Raw genomic sequence first — 16,367 nt, 5'->3', positions numbered from 1 at the left:
AGTAAGTTTCGAAAAATCAATCTTCCTGTATTCTTTGTCAATATTTTTAAAATAGAAAAGCAATCCTTTTTCACAGATCAACTCAATCGAATAGCTACTCACCACTTTAAGTCCGTTTCCAGAAATAAGGGGTAAGGAGTATTAGAACCGTAAAGAGCTCTAATCTACCTGCAAGCATAAGGAAACCACACCACCACTTACCAGCGTCTGGCAGACCATTAAAATTACTTAATGGATAGAGACCTCCAAATGCGGGCCCAACATTTCCTAAAGAAGAAGCAGAACCACCTATTGCGGTTACAAAATCGATACCCAAAGCACCAAGAACCAAAGCTCCAATTATAAATAGCAACATATAGAGCACAAAGAAGGCTATGATATTATATACAATTTGCTCTTTAACGGTCTTATTATTGTACCGTACCGGAATAATAGCATTAGGATGTAACGTACGCTTAAACTCTAGCAGCCCGTTTTTGATAATCAGAATATGACGCATTACTTTAATACCTCCTGATGTAGAGCCGGCAGACCCTCCCAAAAACATCAATCCGAAAAAGAAAACGGTAAGAAAAGGGGTCCAACTTGTAAAATCTGCAGAAACAAAACCTGTGGTAGTTATCACAGAAATTACTTGGAACAGCGTATGTCTAAAAGAGCTTTCCGCACTTCCTAATACCATAGGATGATATTCCGTAACAGGTACTTCTGCCTTAAGATAGACCACCAATGCAGCAATTATAGTAAACACTACCACAAAACCACCATAATACCTAAACTCCTCATCCATTAGTACCCGTTGCACCTTACCCTTAAAAGCAAAATAACTAAGTACAAAATTGCTCCCCGCAAGAAACATGAACAAAATTATGATGTATTGTATTAAAGGCTGATCGTTCCAATAAGCGACACTTAAATTTTTGGTTGAAAAACCACCGGTGGACAAGGTAGCCAAGGAATGATTGATAGCATCAAAAAAGCTCATTCCCGCCAATTTCAAAAGCACAGTTTCCGCTAAGGTATACCCCACATATATTAACCAAAGTCGCTTTGCGGTATCCGTAATACGAGGATGAAGTTTATCTGCACTAGGGCCAGGTGCCTCCGCAGCAAACAACTGCATACCTCCAATACCCAATAATGGCAAAATAGCTATGGCCAGAACAATAATACCCATACCGCCTATCCAATGGGTAAGGCTACGCCAAAAGAGTAATCCTTCCGGCAATACTTCTATATCATCTAAAATTGAAGCTCCAGTAGTAGTATAACCAGATACAGTCTCAAAAAAAGCATTGGTAACCGTAGGTATAGCCCCTGAAAACAGATAAGGTAACATTCCGGAAAAAGACATCACCAACCAGCCAAAAGTTACAATAATGTACCCTTCCCTTCGCTTTACTTCTTTTTTATGGCCCCTAGTATAGAACATGGCAAACGTACCCACAAACATGGTGGTTATTGCCGCTAGAGCAATACTCAACGTAGCTCCATCTTTATAGATACCACTAACCAAAGTTGCCAATAACATGAAGCCACCGTTGCATAGCAACAGTAGCCCCATGATATGAAATATTATTTTTGAGTTTAACTGCATTAAAGAAACAATCGTTCTATTTTTGGAATGGCTTCCGGAAGACAACAAACTACAACTCGGTCACCCGCCTGTATTTCAAATCCCCCTAAGGCAATGATTCCTTCCTCTCCACGAATAACACCGCCAATGGTAGCTGCTCTTGGAAATTTAAGTTCACGAATAACACTGCCTGTTACCCTTGAGTTTGGTTTAACCACAAACTCCAAGATCTCCGCATTAAGGTTGTTTAAGCGCATCAACGCCACTACTTCACCTTTACGTATATGTCTAAAGATATTGTTTGCTGCTAATAGCTTTTTATTTATCAACGTATCTATACCTATAGAATGGGATAGCTGAAAGTAATCCATATTCTCAACCATTGCTATGGTTTTCTTAATATGCTTGGATTTTGCTACCAAACAGGACATAATATTGGTTTCGGAATTTCCGGTAACCGCTATAAATGCGTCCATGGACTCCAGACTCTCCTCTTCTAACAATTCAACATTTCGTCCATCACCATTAATTACAAGAGCATTGGGTAGGTCGTCCGCAAGATCAAAGGCTTTTTCCTTATCTTTTTCAATCAGCTTTACGTTAAACTTACTTGCACAAAGGTCTCGAGCCGCTTTGAAGCCCACTTTACTACCGCCCAGAATCATTACATTTCTAATTGATTCTTTCTTCTTACCGGTAAGCTTATACAACTGCTCTACTCCTTCCTTAGTAGTAATAAAATAAACCTGATCACCGTGTTTGAAGACAGTATCACCACGGGGCACTACCGTATACTGGGTTCCCGTACGCTGTAAAGCGATAGGCATAAAGTTCAGCTCAGGAAATATTCTTGCTGCCTCTTTCACCATTTTACCCACAAAAGGTGCAGAAGCCGGCAAGGAAACCCCTATCATGATCAGCTTACCTTCTTCAAACTCGTAGGTATCATTAAATGCCGACTTGTTCAATAACAGTTGAATCTCTGTAGCGGCAAGCTCTTCAGGCGATATCAACTCATCTATACCCAAATTAGGAAAATTTATTTCTTCTTGGTTTTCGATAAATTCAGTATTGGATATTCTCGCAATAGTTCGCTTACACCCCAATTGTTTGGCCAACATACATAACGTAATGTTAGTGGTTTCAGAGGAAGTTACCCCAATAACCAGCCTAGAGTTCTGCACATCGGCATCTTTAAGCACGGATACAGAAGTAGCATCGCCTCTTAGTACACGAATATCCAAGTGAGTATCGGCATAGGCCAGACTCTCTTTTCTTGTATCGATGAGCGTAATATCCTGGGATTCGTAAGATAGCAGTTTAGCTAAGTGAAAACCTACTTCACCAGCACCTGCGATTATAATTTTCATTTATTAGCAACTTAATTCGGGCCTGCAGTTTATAAACCCTCTATGAATGAAAAACCACTTTGTAGTTTATATTTGCTGCGCAAAATTACACAATATTTTGGTTGGCTATTTAAAATGAGGTTAAAATGCACTTTATGCCCAAAATGCATTCCTTACTTTGCTTAAACGTTTACTTAAAACGATATTGTATCTTTGCCCAAAAAATTGCCCATTATGGCCAAAAAGGTTACGCCCTATAAAGATTCTGTGCTTGGCAAAAAAGACCAAGTCACCCAAATGTTCGATAATATATCGGAAAATTACGATGGCCTTAATCGGGTTATTTCTTTTGGTATTGATATTAAATGGCGTAAACGAGTCGTTGCTATTTTAAAGGCCAAACAACCAAAGACCGTATTGGATATTGCTACCGGAACGGGTGATTTAGCTATAAATTTAGTAGAAACCGGAGCTAATAAAATAGTAGGTCTAGACATCTCTCCTGGAATGCTGGAGGTTGGCAAAAACAAAGTAGCACAGAAAAAGCTAGACAAGACAATTGAGATGGTAGTTGGCGATAGTGAAAATCTACCTTTTGAAACCAATAGCTTTGATGCCATTACGGTTGCTTTTGGGGTACGTAATTTTGAAACTTTAGAAAAAGGTTTATCCGAAATATACCGGGTACTTGCCCCTAATGGCACTTTTGTAGTTCTTGAAACGTCCGTACCTACCAAAACACCTTTTAAACAAGGCTATAATCTCTACATTAAATATATGTTGCCTGCCATTGGGAAACTATTTTCTAAGGACAAATCTGCTTACACCTATTTGAGTGAGTCCGCTTCTGTTTTCCCTCATGGTAATGCGTTCAACAATATTTTACGGAAAATCGGGTTTATAGAGGTAGAGAACAAACCCCAAACATTTGGGGTTGCATCTATATACGTTGCTACAAAATAATTTCACAGCCGCAAAGGCCAGTAAAAATAGTGGTTCGTCATTTTTAAATTGAGAAGCGAACGGATAATATTTTTTTGAATGAAAAGATTTTTTTTGCTTTTGGGAGGTATTTTATTTCTGTCCCTACCGGCGAATGCCCAATTTAACTCTAACCCCGTTCTAAATATTGAGAACAAGGATAAAAAGTTCCTGAACTACGGATATTTTCTTGGGTTTAATAGATACGGATTTAAATTTGACTACAAACAAGACAGAGGGAATCAAGGCACCGACATTCAAGTTTTACAATCCACAGGTTTTAACGTAGGTCTTATTGGTGAAATGCGACTGAACGAATTTTTAGATGTACGTATAGAGCCAGGCTTATACTATAATGCCCGAACTTTAGGTTTCCCTGGCTTTACAGCTACAGAAGAAGGTGCTAGAGATGCGATAACCGAAGTAAAATCTACTTATATAAATTTTCCCGTTCTCTTAAAAATAGGAACAAGACGTTTTGGTAATTTCAAACCCTTTTTAGTTGCCGGACCATCTGCCTCTTTAAACTTAGGAAGTAACGAAGAAAGTATTGACGATAATAGTAGTGGTACTTTTAGAATGAAAAAATGGACCTACAACTACGAACTTGGTTTTGGAATTGATTTCTATTTGGAATATTTTAAGTTCACACCTTCTATTCGCGGTGTTTTTGGCCTAACGGATGAATTGGTTCGTGACAACGACCCTAATAGCCCATGGACAGGAAACATAGATAGTATGAAAACCAGAGGTCTTTTTGTCAATTTCACTTTTGAATAAAAACCTAATTCCTTCTAATTTCGTTTAGCAAAATAGCCGTAGCTGTTGCAACGTTTAGACTTTCTGTTGTACTTTTTCCAAACTGCGGAATACTAATTTTCTGCGTTACTAAAGCTTCTATTTCCTCAGAAACACCATTAGCCTCATTGCCCATTACCAATATTCCAGATTTGGGCATGTCCGTTCCATATACAACATCACCCTCCATAAAAGCACCGTACACATCTACTTTAGATTCTTTTAGGAAACCTCGTAAATCCGTATAACCAATATTCACCCTAGATATAGAACCCATTGTAGCTTGCAGAGTCTTAGGATTATAACAATCTACCGTATTGGAAGAGCAAACCAAATGCTCTACACCAAACCAATCGCACAACCTTATAATGGTTCCTAAATTCCCTGGATCCCGTATATCATCAAGTACAACTACCCATCCATCAAAATTTGGCTTTTGAGTTTGCGGTATTTCAAAAACCCCTATAATTTTATTTGGAGCTGTTAACGCACTCATTTTTTTTAATTCCCCCTCTGCAACAAGCTCTATAGCCTCTGTAGTTCCCAAACTAATTTCTGAATCCGAACTAAACAGGGAATTCACCTTAAAATCAGAGTTTACCAACTCCCTAACCACCTTTATTCCTTCGGCAACAAAAAGGTTATGAATATTTCGGTACTTTTTTTGATGTAGACTTTTTACAAGTTTGATTTGATTTTTTGAAACCATAACAATCTATACTTCTATCAATGTTTTTTATTCGTGCAAATAATGTTATTTTACCTATATCATTCAACCTATACCAGAAAAATAAGCTATCGGGATTACTCAAAATGACACATCCCTATAGAAAAACTTATATTTTCAGCTTCAAATAAAAAAGTTTAAATGAAATCAATGTATTTTTGATCTCTATGGGCAAAATGTTACGCTTTATTAAGACCGCTGCTAAAATAAGCCTATTATTTGTAGTTCTGGTTATCAACTCGTGTAACACGCTAAAACGGGTTAGCGAAGATGAGTTCTTGCTTAAAAAGAACACCATCTATGCAGACAGTGTAGAGGTTAAAGATGAGGATATTGAAAGTCTGATCCTCCAAGAACCTAACACCAACCTTCTAGGCTACCCATTACGGTTAAACCTATACAACTTAGCTAAGAAAAACCCTGATTCCTCGTATAACGCCTGGTTAGACCGAAACGAAAAGAGAGAACGCAGACTCATTAGCCTTCTTTCTAAAAAGCAAGTTGATCGTTTAGGCGAGTCATTTTTAGTAAGCGGATTGAGCGAATGGCTCAAAAAAGTTGGGGAAGCACCTTCTATTTTAGATACCGCAAGAACCAAGCGCACCTTAGAGAGGCTAAGTGCCTACTATGGCAGTAAGGGCTATTTTAACAACAATACAAGCTACCAAATAGACTCTCTTGTTGAAAAAAGACGGGCTTCCGTTTCATACCAAATAGACCTAGGCGAGCCTTTTATGATTGATTCCGTATCTAGAAAAATAGCATCAAAAGCTATAGATTCTATTTACCTGCTTCATAAGAATGAAGCGTTTGTTCAAGATGGGGACCAGTTTGACCTTTCTAAATTTGCTAGCGAAAGAGAGCGCTTAAGTGCTATTTTTAGAAATTCAGGTATTTATAACTTTCAAGAAAGCTCCGTTTCCTATAATATAGCTACCGATACTACCAAATTAGCCAATGATCAACAAATGAACATTGAGCTGAACATAGATAATTTTAAGAAACGAGGCGACAGCGCCGTAACAAGTTCAGAATACAAGGTGTATAAATTTGACAAAATCAATATTTACACAGATTTCCTTTACGATGAACATAATAGCGACCAGAAGTTTATTCGCTATGGAGATTACACTATATTCTACAGAAACAAGCTAAGGTTCAAACCTAAAACTTTAGCAAATGCCGTATTTTTTGAAAAAGACAGCATCTATAAAGATATAGACCGTACACGTACCTATAGACAGATCACCAACTTAGGCGTTTTTAAATACCCCACCATTACATCAACTCCTAATGACAGCTCTGCTACACTAGACGCTAACATATATTTGGCCGCTCGTCCAAAATATTCACTCGGAACCTCTTTTGAAGTCACCCGTTCCAACATTCAACAAATTGGTTTAGCCTTAAGCCCTTCTTTGCAGGCCAGAAACCTCTTTGGTGGGGCCGAGAATTTAAATTTAGCGGGTAGATTAAGTATTGGAGCATCTAATGACCCAAGTATTATTGATAGTCGATTTTTCAACATTCAAGAATTTGGTGCAGATTTAACCTTAGATATCCCTAGAATTTGGCTGCCATTTATAAGTACCAATACAATTATACCTAGCTATACCCTACCCAGAACACGTATTTCTATTGGTACCAGTTTCCAAAAGAATATAGGACTGGACAAACAAGCCTTCAACACTATTCTGGGCTATAATTGGGTTCCGTCAGATTTTATTAAGCATGATGTGGAATTATTGAATATCCAGTTTGTTAGAAACGTTAACCCTGATCGATTTTTTAACGTTTATGGAAACTCATACAACCAGCTTGATAATATTGCAGATAGTTTTGACAGCTACAACGATGCCATTGCCTATCCTGAGCTAACAAGAAATTTTGAAACTTCTGAAAGCTCGGATGACCCTAGTTTACGTATTCCTACAGGAACTACAGAGTTTACAAAAGCAATTCTTAACAATGATGTACCCAGTACAACTGAACAGTTCCAGACCGTAAGTAGAATTGAAGAAAGAAGGCAACGTCTTACCGAAAACAATCTTATTTTTGCCAGTAATTACACCTTTAATCTAAATAACCGTAAAGGCATTACAGATAACAATTTCTTTCAATTTAGATTTAAATTGGAAAGCGCTGGTAACGCTCTATCTTTACTTTCCAATATAATTCCGTTTAACGAAAATGATAATGAGGACCAATTGGTTTTTGGTGTTCCCTACAGTCAATATATAAAGACCGAATTTGATTATGTAAAATATTGGTCCATATCCCGAAGCAACGTTTTAGCCTTTAGGAGCTTTTTTGGCATTGCAATTCCATATGGTAATTCTGATAACATTCCGTTTGTGCGCAGTTATTTTGCCGGTGGCGCAAATGACATTAGAGCATGGTCTCCCTACTCTCTGGGACCGGGCCGTACGGATGCGATTAATGATTTTAACGAAGCCAACCTAAAAATAGGTCTCAATTTAGAATACCGTTTTCCAGTGATAGGTAATCTTAAAGGTGCGCTTTTTGCCGATGCAGGAAATATTTGGAATGTTTTTGATAATGTTGAAGACCCTGAAGCCACCTTCACAAGCTTAAAATCATTAGAAGATATTGCCTTAGGAACTGGTTTTGGCCTAAGATATGACTTCACTTATTTTGTACTACGTGCAGATTTGGGCTTTAAAACCTATAATCCAGCTGAAGAAACAGCAAAAAGATGGTTCAGAGATTATAATTTTGCCAATTCTGTGCTTCAGATTGGTATTAACTATCCGTTCTAAAGCATCCTCTGAATACTGCTGATTTTCATTGGATTTTGAGCACAAAACCCTTTCCGATCAATGAGTTGTAAGGCTAAAAAACATCTATTTTGTAACAATATTAAGCTTTAAACCTCATAAGTTTATAAACACCAATCTTTTTAGACCTATTTATTTTATTACATTTGTCCTATTCATTTTTCACATATAATATAGACCAGAAACATTATGGCTCACAGTATAAAACCAGGTGTCGCAACAGGTGACGAAGTACAAGCAATCTTTAACTATGCTAAAGAAAAAGGGTTTGCCCTTCCAGCAGTAAACGTTATTGGTTCTGACACAATTAATGGTGTCCTAGAAACAGCAGCAACTTTAAATGCTCCTGTAATTATTCAATTTTCTAATGGCGGTGCTCAGTTCAACGCTGGTAAAGGCTTGTCTAATGAGGGTCAAAAAGCAGCCGTTCTTGGTGCTGTAGCCGGAGCAAAACATGTACACCAATTAGCAGAAGCTTATGGTGCTACTGTTATTCTTCATACGGATCACTGTGCAAAGAAATTATTACCTTGGATAGACGGACTTTTAGATGCTAGTGAAAAGCATTTTGCTGAAACAGGAAAATCTCTTTTCAGTTCTCACATGATTGACCTTTCAGAAGAACCGCTTGAGGAGAATATTGAAATCTGTAAAGGGTACTTAGAGCGCATGAGCAAAATGAACATGACGTTAGAGATAGAACTTGGTATTACAGGTGGCGAAGAAGATGGTGTTGACAATTCTGATGTTGATGACTCTAAATTGTACACACAACCAGAAGAAGTAGCTTATGCATATGAAGAACTTTCTAAAGTAAGCCCAAGATTTACAATTGCAGCTGCTTTTGGTAACGTTCATGGTGTATACAAACCTGGTAACGTAAAATTGACTCCAAAAATTCTTAAAAATTCTCAAGAGTTCATCACTAAAAAATACGGCGTAGAAGAAAACCATATCGATTTTGTTTTCCATGGTGGGTCTGGCTCTACTGTTGAAGAAATTAGAGAAGGTATTAGCTACGGTGTTATTAAAATGAATATTGATACAGATTTACAGTATGCATTTTTAGCTGGTGTACGTGATTATGTTCAAGATAAGAAAGACTATCTTCAAGCTCAGATTGGAAATCCAAATGGATCTGATGAGCCTAACAAAAAGTTCTACGACCCAAGAGTTTGGTTACGCGAAGGAGAAAAGTCTTTCGTTGAGCGTTTGAAAAAGGCTTTTGAAGATTTAAATAATGTAAATACCTTATAGGTAAAATACATCCCTAAAACTAATATGGAAGATATGACGGCTTGGTTCAGAAGAAAGGAAAAGGGAATACAAACAGCTACCGAAGAGAAAAAAGACACCCCAAAAGGGTTGTGGTACAAGTCTCCAACAGGTAAAATTGTTGAATCAGAAGTACTTGCTAAAAACTTTTATGTAAGTCCTGAAGACGATTACCACGTTCGCATAGGTAGCAAAGAGTATTTTGAAATGCTTTTTGATGATAATAAATTCAGGGAACTGGATGCCAAACTGACCTCTAAAGACCCTTTAAAATTTGAGGATACCAAAAAATATTCTGAACGTTTAAAGGCTGCCCAGAAGAAAACAGGACTTAACGATGCCGTTAGAACCGGTTTTGGAAAGTCTTTGGGCAAAGACATAGTTATAGCATGTATGGACTTTAATTTTATTGGTGGATCTATGGGTAGCGTAGTTGGCGAAAAAATTGCGCGCGGTATAGATTATGCTATAAAGAGAAAAGTTCCTTTTGTAATGATTTCAAAATCTGGTGGTGCTCGTATGATGGAAGCCGCCCTGTCTCTAATGCAACTAGCCAAAACATCGGCCAAATTAGCACAATTGGCAGAAGCTAAACTTCCGTACATATCACTATGTACCGATCCTACTACTGGAGGTACTACCGCATCCTATGCAATGTTGGGAGATATAAACATATCTGAACCTGGGGCATTAATAGGTTTTGCAGGACCCAGAGTAGTAAAAGAAGCTACAGGAAAAGAACTTCCTGATGGTTTCCAAACTGCAGAATTCGTAAAAGAGCATGGGTTTCTTGATTTCATTTCTCATAGAAGAGACTTAAAAAAGAAAATCAACCTTTATATCGATTTAATTCAGAATAACCCTGTTAGAACTGAAAAGGCTTCAGCATGAAACCATTAGTTATTACACTAATTTCATTTTGGTTTTTATGTTGTTCAACTGATAAAGAAAAGATGCTTGCCGCTGAATCTGACGCGGCAGGCATTTTATCTGATATAACCAAAGTAATTAAAATTGAGGTTTCAGGAAATGAGAACGGGTATACCTTTAATGCCACCATTCAAAGCCCAGATACCGGTTGCGACCAATATGCAGACTGGTGGGAAATCATTGATTTAAAAGGAAACCTTATTTACCGAAGGATTCTAGCTCACAGCCATGTAGATGAGCAACCTTTCTCCCGTTCAGGTTCCAATATTCCATTAGCAGCAAATACTCAAGTATATATACGAGTACATATAAACTCGCTAGGATACGCCTCCAATGTTCAAAAAGGTTCGGTAGAAAATGGTTTTATGGCGGTACAATTAGATTCTGAATTTGCGAAGGAACTAGAAAAAGTAGAACCGTTACCTACAGGATGTGATTTTTAGATTTCAAAAACTGGCATAAAAGCCATGCTCTATATCACATAAAAAATCACCCTTCAACCTTTTTTTGAGAAACAAAAAAAAACTCCACTATTTCTAGTGAAGCTTAATTCATTTTTTTTTTAATTACTCTATTGGTTTATAGATGTAGCAATACCTTGTAATGCAGCTAAAATAGTTTCTAAAGTAGCGTCATTATCCGTAACACCATGTCTTGACATAAATAGCTCAGGACTGTTAAAAGCAATTTTTACCCCGCCCTCCGAATTTTGATACACCAATATCTTTTGCGGCAAATCTAGTGCTGAAGTTTGCTTGTCTTGCATTAACGGCGTTCCCAACTTTGGGTTACCAAAAATAATTACTTTAGTAGGTAACAATTCCAACTCAACATTGGCTGCGTTGGCTTGATGATCTAACTCCGCAACGATTTTAAGATTTGGATTCTCATCAATCACACTCATTATACCTTCGTAGGTAGCGTCAAATGTTTCTGGACTTGCAACTGTAAACACATTATAATCTGCAATTACTTCGCTGGGCTGTTCCGTTACTTCTTCAACGCCCGCATTTTCACTTAAATTCTTCAATGCACCCGCAATAGCCGATAATGTAGACACATCACCAAGCGTATGACGGTTAGCCAAATAAACTGTAGAATTATATCCTACATAAACTTCTTCACTATCATTTTGATAGACTAAAATACGTTGTGGCAAATCCAATCCGGCCTGTTGGTTTACCTGCATCAATGGCGTTCCTAAATTAGGATTGCCAAAGAAAATTATTTTTGTCGGGTTCAACTCCAATCCTACAGAAGCTGCGTTAGCTGCGTGATCAACCTCCGCTACGATTTTAATATTATCATTCGCCTCTAAACTAGCTTTGAGCACGGCATAGGTCTCATCAAAAGATTGCGTACTTTTTAAAAAGTTCATACCTATTACATTCGGAGCAGTATCCGTTGTTTCAGGTTCTTTTGTTTCATCTTCGTCGCAAGCAACAAAAGCTAATGCCAAGAAAATACCTGTAAAAAATTTCAAATTCATAATCATATCATTTTTTGGGGGGACTTAAGCCTATATGAGTGTTCTAATCAATAGGCCGCCATTATTACTATAATAATATACGCACGGTATTAGTAATCGGTTTTTCCTATATCACAAAGTTTTATTTTGTCTACCAAGGACACAATACATTTAATTGTACAAATCATTTGTTTTATGCACATAAATCGTATCTTTGCAGCTTGATTGAAAATCAGTCATATACATAAAAATCATTTAAAACAATATTGGAATGTATTTAACAAAAGAAGTAAAAGCCGAAATCTTTAAGAAACACGGCGGTAGTGAAACAAACACAGGTTCTACAGAAGGCCAAATCGCTTTGTTCACACACAGAATTAATCACCTAACCGGTCACTTAAAAAAGAACCACAAAGATTACAACACTGAGCGTTCATTGGTAAAACTGGTAGGTAAAAGAAGAAGCCTACTTGATTACATGATAAAGAACGATATTGTTAAGTATCGTGAGCTTATTAAAGAACTAGGTATTAGAAAATAAGTATTTTATAAAGGGCTGAAAATTTCAGCCCTTTTTTTTTATATATTAGTCATCCTAAATAATTAGGATTTTTTACAAAAAGCTGCACCCAGTTTTTCATTGGTCAACACAACACAACAACTTCGACCGTAATAAGTCGATAAGACCATTGTTTAACAATTCGCCCGTTGGCGTATTTAATTAAAATTTATGATTCCAAAAGTATTTAAAGAGGTCATAGACCTTGGTGACGGTAGGGAAATTTCTATCGAAACTGGAAAATTGGCAAAGCAGGCCCACGGTTCTGTTGTTGTTCAATCAGGAAAATGTATGCTATTGTGTACGGTTGTTTCCAACTACAAACAAAGTGATGTTGACTTTCTTCCATTAACGGTAGATTACCGCGAAAAATTTGCAGCCGCGGGGCGTTACCCAGGTGGTTTCTTCAAAAGAGAAGCAAGACCTAGTGATGGTGAAGTATTGACCATGCGTTTGGTAGACCGTGTACTTCGTCCACTTTTCCCAAAAGATTATCACTCTGAAACCCAAGTGATGATTCAATTAATGTCTCATGATGAGGATGTTATGCCAGATGCGATGGCCGGTTTGGCTGCATCTGCTGCAATTCAATTATCGGATTTTCCGTTTGAATGTGCTATATCAGAAGCTAGAGTTGCTCGCGTAGACGGTAAATTCGTTATCAACCCAACTAGAGCTCAATTGGCCGAATCCGACATTGATATGATGATCGGTGCTTCTGCTGATTCTGTAATGATGGTTGAAGGAGAGATGGATGAGATTTCTGAAGAAGAAATGACCGAAGCCATTAAATTCGCACATGAAGCTATCAAGGTACAATGTGCCGCTCAGGAAGCTTTAGCTAAGGCTTTCGGCAAAAAAGAAGTACGTGAGTACGAGCCAGAACGCGAAGATGCAGAACTAGCCAAGAAAATTCACGATATGGCATACGACAAAGTATATGCCGTAGCACAAGCAGGTTCGGCAAAACATGAGCGTAGCGCTGCATTTGGTGAAATAAAAGAAGAAATAAAAGCATCGTTCTCGGAAGAGGAGCAAGCCGATTACGGTAGCTTAATCTCTAAATACTACAGTAAAGCTGAAAAAGCAGCTGTTAGAGATTTGACATTGAACGAAGGTCTACGTTTGGATGGTCGTAAGACTACTGAAATCAGACCTATTTGGTGTGAGGTAGATTACTTACCATCTACGCATGGTTCGTCTATATTTACACGTGGAGAAACTCAGGCGTTGGCTACGGTAACTTTAGGAACATCTAGAGATGCCAACAAAATAGACATGCCATCTTATGAAGGTGAAGAGAATTTCTACTTGCATTATAACTTCCCTCCTTTCTCAACTGGTGAAGCAAGACCTATTCGTGGTACTTCCCGTAGAGAAGTAGGTCACGGTAACTTGGCCCAACGTGCATTAAAAGGAATGATTCCAGCAGATTGTCCTTATACGGTTCGTGTAGTTTCAGAAGTATTGGAATCTAACGGTTCTTCTTCTATGGCTACTGTTTGTGCCGGAACAATGGCAATGATGGACGCTGGAGTTCAATTAAAAAAACCAGTTTCCGGTATTGCAATGGGATTGATTTCTGATGCAGACTCTGGAAAGTATGCTGTTCTTTCTGATATCTTAGGTGATGAAGATCACTTAGGTGACATGGACTTTAAAGTAACCGGTACTGCAGATGGTATTACTGCTTGTCAGATGGATATTAAAGTAAAAGGTCTGTCTTACGAGATTCTCGTAAATGCATTGCAACAAGCTAGAGATGGTCGTTTACATATCTTAGGTAAATTGACGGATACTATTTCCGCTCCAGCTGCAGAAGTTAAGGATCATGCTCCTACTATGGTTACTAGACGTATTCCTAATGAATTTATTGGAGCGTTGATTGGACCAGGAGGAAAAGTGATTCAAGAGATGCAAAAAGAAACTGAGACTACTATCGTTATAAACGAAGATCCAGTTACCGAAGAAGGTATCGTAGAAATTTTAGGTGTAGGTAGCAAAGGTATTGATGCCGTTATGGCAAAAATAGACTCTCTTCTATTCAAACCTGAAGTAGGAAGTGCTTACGAAGTTAAAGTCATTAAAATGCTAGACTTTGGTGCTGTTGTAGAATACCAAGATGCCCCAGGCAACGAAGTATTGTTACACGTATCAGAATTAGCATGGGAAAGAACTGAAAATGTTACCGATGTTGTGAACATGGGTGACGTTTTTGATGTGAAGTACTTAGGTACCGACCCAAGAACCCGTAAAGAAAAGGTTTCTAGAAAAGCACTTTTACCTAAACCAGAAGGTTTTGTAGAAAGACCACCACGTAACGATAAAGATCGTGGTCGTGGTAGAGATGACAGACGAGGTGGTAGAGATAACCGTGATCGTAAACCTAGAAGAGACTAAACACTCTTTTATTTAACACATAATTTAAGCCCCAACTTAGTAAGTTGGGGCTTTTTTATGCGACTCATCTAAAAAGTAAAGTTTTTTTCACCCAATTGTAACATTTCTATGTTTTTTACGTATAAGTATATGCAGTCTATGCAAACTGAACCTAATTTATTTACATGAGACAGCTTAAAATTACAAAACAGGTCACCAATAGGGAGACCGCATCTTTGGACAAGTACTTGCAAGAAATAGGCAAAGTAGACTTGATTACAGCAGATGAAGAAGTAGAATTGGCACAACGCATCAAGGCAGGCGATCAGGTCGCTCTTGAAAAACTAACAAAGGCCAATCTTCGATTCGTTGTATCGGTAGCTAAGCAGTACCAAAACCAGGGACTTACTTTACCCGATTTAATTAACGAGGGTAACCTTGGCCTTATTAAGGCCGCACAACGTTTTGACGAAACGAGGGGATTTAAATTTATTTCCTATGCAGTATGGTGGATTCGTCAATCTATATTACAAGCTTTGGCTGAGCAATCTCGTATTGTACGTTTGCCATTGAACAAAATTGGATCCATAAATAAGATTAACAAGACTTTTGCTTTTCTTGAGCAGGCGCACGAACGTATGCCTTCACCTGAAGAGATTGCAAAAGAATTGGATATGACGGTTGCAGATGTTAAGCAGTCGCTTAAAAACTCTGGTCGTCATGTATCAATGGATGCGCCTCTTATTGACGGTGAAGATTCTAACCTTTACGATGTACTTCGTAGTGGTGAATCTCCAAATCCTGACAAAGAATTGTTGCACGAATCTTTGCGTACTGAAATTGAGCGCGCTTTAGAAACTTTAACTCCAAGAGAAGCAGACGTTATCCGTTTGTACTTTGGTCTTGCCGGGCAACATTCTATGACATTGGAAGAAATTGGTGAAACTTTTGACCTAACGAGGGAAAGAGTTCGTCAGATTAAAGAAAAAGCTATTAGAAGATTAAAACATACTTCTAGAAGCAAAATCCTTAAGACCTATTTAGGTTAAAAACACCATAAAATTGCACGTTAAATATTCCTTAAATTGGAAATTTGGCATATATATTGTAATTTTAAAAGCAACAACAGTTTATCATGACTGTTCGTTTTTTGATTGATGAATAAACTCCGGCTGATTACCGGAGTTTTTTCATTTATAATATATAGTACAATCACCCACAAGCCCTTATTTAATGGGCCTGATAGAAAATAACAAGAATCCCACATTCAAAGTACCACTATGGAATACGACAAAAAATCATCCAACACCCAACCTAACAATCCATTACACGGTGTAAAATTAGTGGACATATTGGAACAGTTGACAGAAAAATACTCTTGGGAAGAATTGGCAGAACGTATAAACATCAATTGTTTTAAAAGCAAGCCTACTATTAAGTCGTCTTTAAAATTTTTAAGGCGTACACCATGGGCTCGAACCAAGGTAGAACAGTTATATTTGAAATCTTTTCATAAATAGATTGTTA

14 protein-coding genes are annotated in these 16,367 nt (G+C 37.7%); 10 read left to right on the top strand and 4 right to left on the bottom strand.

The window, feature by feature from the left end:
* Positions 1-106 precede the first annotated feature (106 nt).
* Entirely contained in the window at positions 107-1,597 is a 1,491-nt protein-coding gene (locus IWC72_RS10840) for a TrkH family potassium uptake protein (protein WP_194526219.1), read from the bottom strand.
* Positions 1,597-2,946, bottom strand: a complete 1,350-nt coding sequence (gene trkA, locus IWC72_RS10835) for a Trk system potassium transporter TrkA (protein WP_194526218.1) — start codon at positions 2,944-2,946, stop codon at positions 1,597-1,599. Before trkA ends, IWC72_RS10840 begins: the two co-directional genes overlap by 1 nt.
* Before the next feature lie 213 nt (positions 2,947-3,159).
* Here trkA and ubiE point away from each other — a divergent pair, with 213 nt between their 5' ends.
* Both ubiE and porT read left to right on the top strand, forming a co-directional pair.
* Positions 3,160-3,888, top strand: coding sequence for a bifunctional demethylmenaquinone methyltransferase/2-methoxy-6-polyprenyl-1,4-benzoquinol methylase UbiE (gene ubiE, locus IWC72_RS10830; RefSeq protein WP_194526217.1), 729 nt, complete (start codon positions 3,160-3,162; stop codon positions 3,886-3,888).
* Positions 3,889-3,966: 78 nt separating this feature from the next.
* A complete protein-coding gene (gene porT / locus IWC72_RS10825; protein ID WP_194529783.1) occupies positions 3,967-4,686 on the top strand; it encodes a type IX secretion/gliding motility protein PorT/SprT in 720 nt (239 codons plus the stop codon).
* 4 nt (positions 4,687-4,690) lie between these two features.
* Here porT and IWC72_RS10820 read toward each other — a convergent pair whose 3' ends face one another.
* Positions 4,691-5,413: a TrmH family RNA methyltransferase gene (locus IWC72_RS10820; protein ID WP_194529782.1), complete on the bottom strand. Its 723-nt coding sequence runs from the start codon at positions 5,411-5,413 to the stop codon at positions 4,691-4,693.
* Positions 5,414-5,598: 185 nt separating this feature from the next.
* Between IWC72_RS10820 and tamL the strand changes: the two genes are divergently transcribed.
* From tamL to IWC72_RS10800, 4 genes are all read left to right on the top strand, one after another.
* A complete protein-coding gene (tamL, locus tag IWC72_RS10815) occupies positions 5,599-8,211 on the top strand; it encodes a translocation and assembly module lipoprotein TamL (RefSeq protein WP_317171405.1) in 2,613 nt (870 codons plus the stop codon).
* A 207-nt stretch (positions 8,212-8,418) separates the two neighbouring features.
* Positions 8,419-9,486 (top strand): class II fructose-bisphosphate aldolase, encoded by a 1,068-nt coding sequence (gene fbaA, locus IWC72_RS10810; RefSeq protein WP_194526214.1) that lies wholly within the window; start codon positions 8,419-8,421, stop codon positions 9,484-9,486.
* A gap of 33 nt (positions 9,487-9,519) precedes the next feature.
* Entirely contained in the window at positions 9,520-10,395 is an 876-nt protein-coding gene (gene accD, locus IWC72_RS10805) for an acetyl-CoA carboxylase, carboxyltransferase subunit beta (protein WP_194528132.1), read from the top strand.
* Positions 10,392-10,877, top strand: coding sequence for a hypothetical protein (locus IWC72_RS10800; RefSeq protein ID WP_194529781.1), 486 nt, complete (start codon positions 10,392-10,394; stop codon positions 10,875-10,877). The genes accD and IWC72_RS10800 overlap by 4 nt, the downstream gene beginning before the upstream one ends.
* Before the next feature lie 128 nt (positions 10,878-11,005).
* Here IWC72_RS10800 and IWC72_RS10795 read toward each other — a convergent pair whose 3' ends face one another.
* On the bottom strand, positions 11,006-11,923 hold the full coding sequence (locus IWC72_RS10795) for a DUF302 domain-containing protein (RefSeq protein WP_194529780.1): 918 nt from the start codon (positions 11,921-11,923) through the stop codon (positions 11,006-11,008).
* A 250-nt stretch (positions 11,924-12,173) separates the two neighbouring features.
* Between IWC72_RS10795 and rpsO the strand changes: the two genes are divergently transcribed.
* The 4 genes from rpsO to IWC72_RS10775 all read left to right on the top strand — a co-directional run bounded on the left by rpsO (position 12,174) and on the right by IWC72_RS10775 (position 16,360).
* Entirely contained in the window at positions 12,174-12,443 is a 270-nt protein-coding gene (gene rpsO / locus IWC72_RS10790; protein ID WP_194526211.1) for a 30S ribosomal protein S15, read from the top strand.
* A 189-nt stretch (positions 12,444-12,632) separates the two neighbouring features.
* The gene (locus IWC72_RS10785; RefSeq protein WP_194529779.1) at positions 12,633-14,861 is read left to right on the top strand and encodes a polyribonucleotide nucleotidyltransferase; all 2,229 of its coding nucleotides are present in this window, start codon (positions 12,633-12,635) and stop codon (positions 14,859-14,861) included.
* Between the two features lie 164 nt (positions 14,862-15,025).
* Positions 15,026-15,889: a sigma-70 family RNA polymerase sigma factor gene (locus IWC72_RS10780; protein ID WP_194526209.1), complete on the top strand. Its 864-nt coding sequence runs from the start codon at positions 15,026-15,028 to the stop codon at positions 15,887-15,889.
* A gap of 231 nt (positions 15,890-16,120) precedes the next feature.
* Positions 16,121-16,360 (top strand): VF530 family protein, encoded by a 240-nt coding sequence (locus tag IWC72_RS10775; protein WP_194529778.1) that lies wholly within the window; start codon positions 16,121-16,123, stop codon positions 16,358-16,360.
* Positions 16,361-16,367: the final 7 nt, after the last annotated feature.

The sequence above is a fragment of the Zobellia roscoffensis genome (assembly GCF_015330165.1).
Lineage (GTDB): Bacteria > Bacteroidota > Bacteroidia > Flavobacteriales > Flavobacteriaceae > Zobellia > Zobellia roscoffensis.
This window is presented reverse-complemented; position numbering and strand designations above follow the sequence as displayed.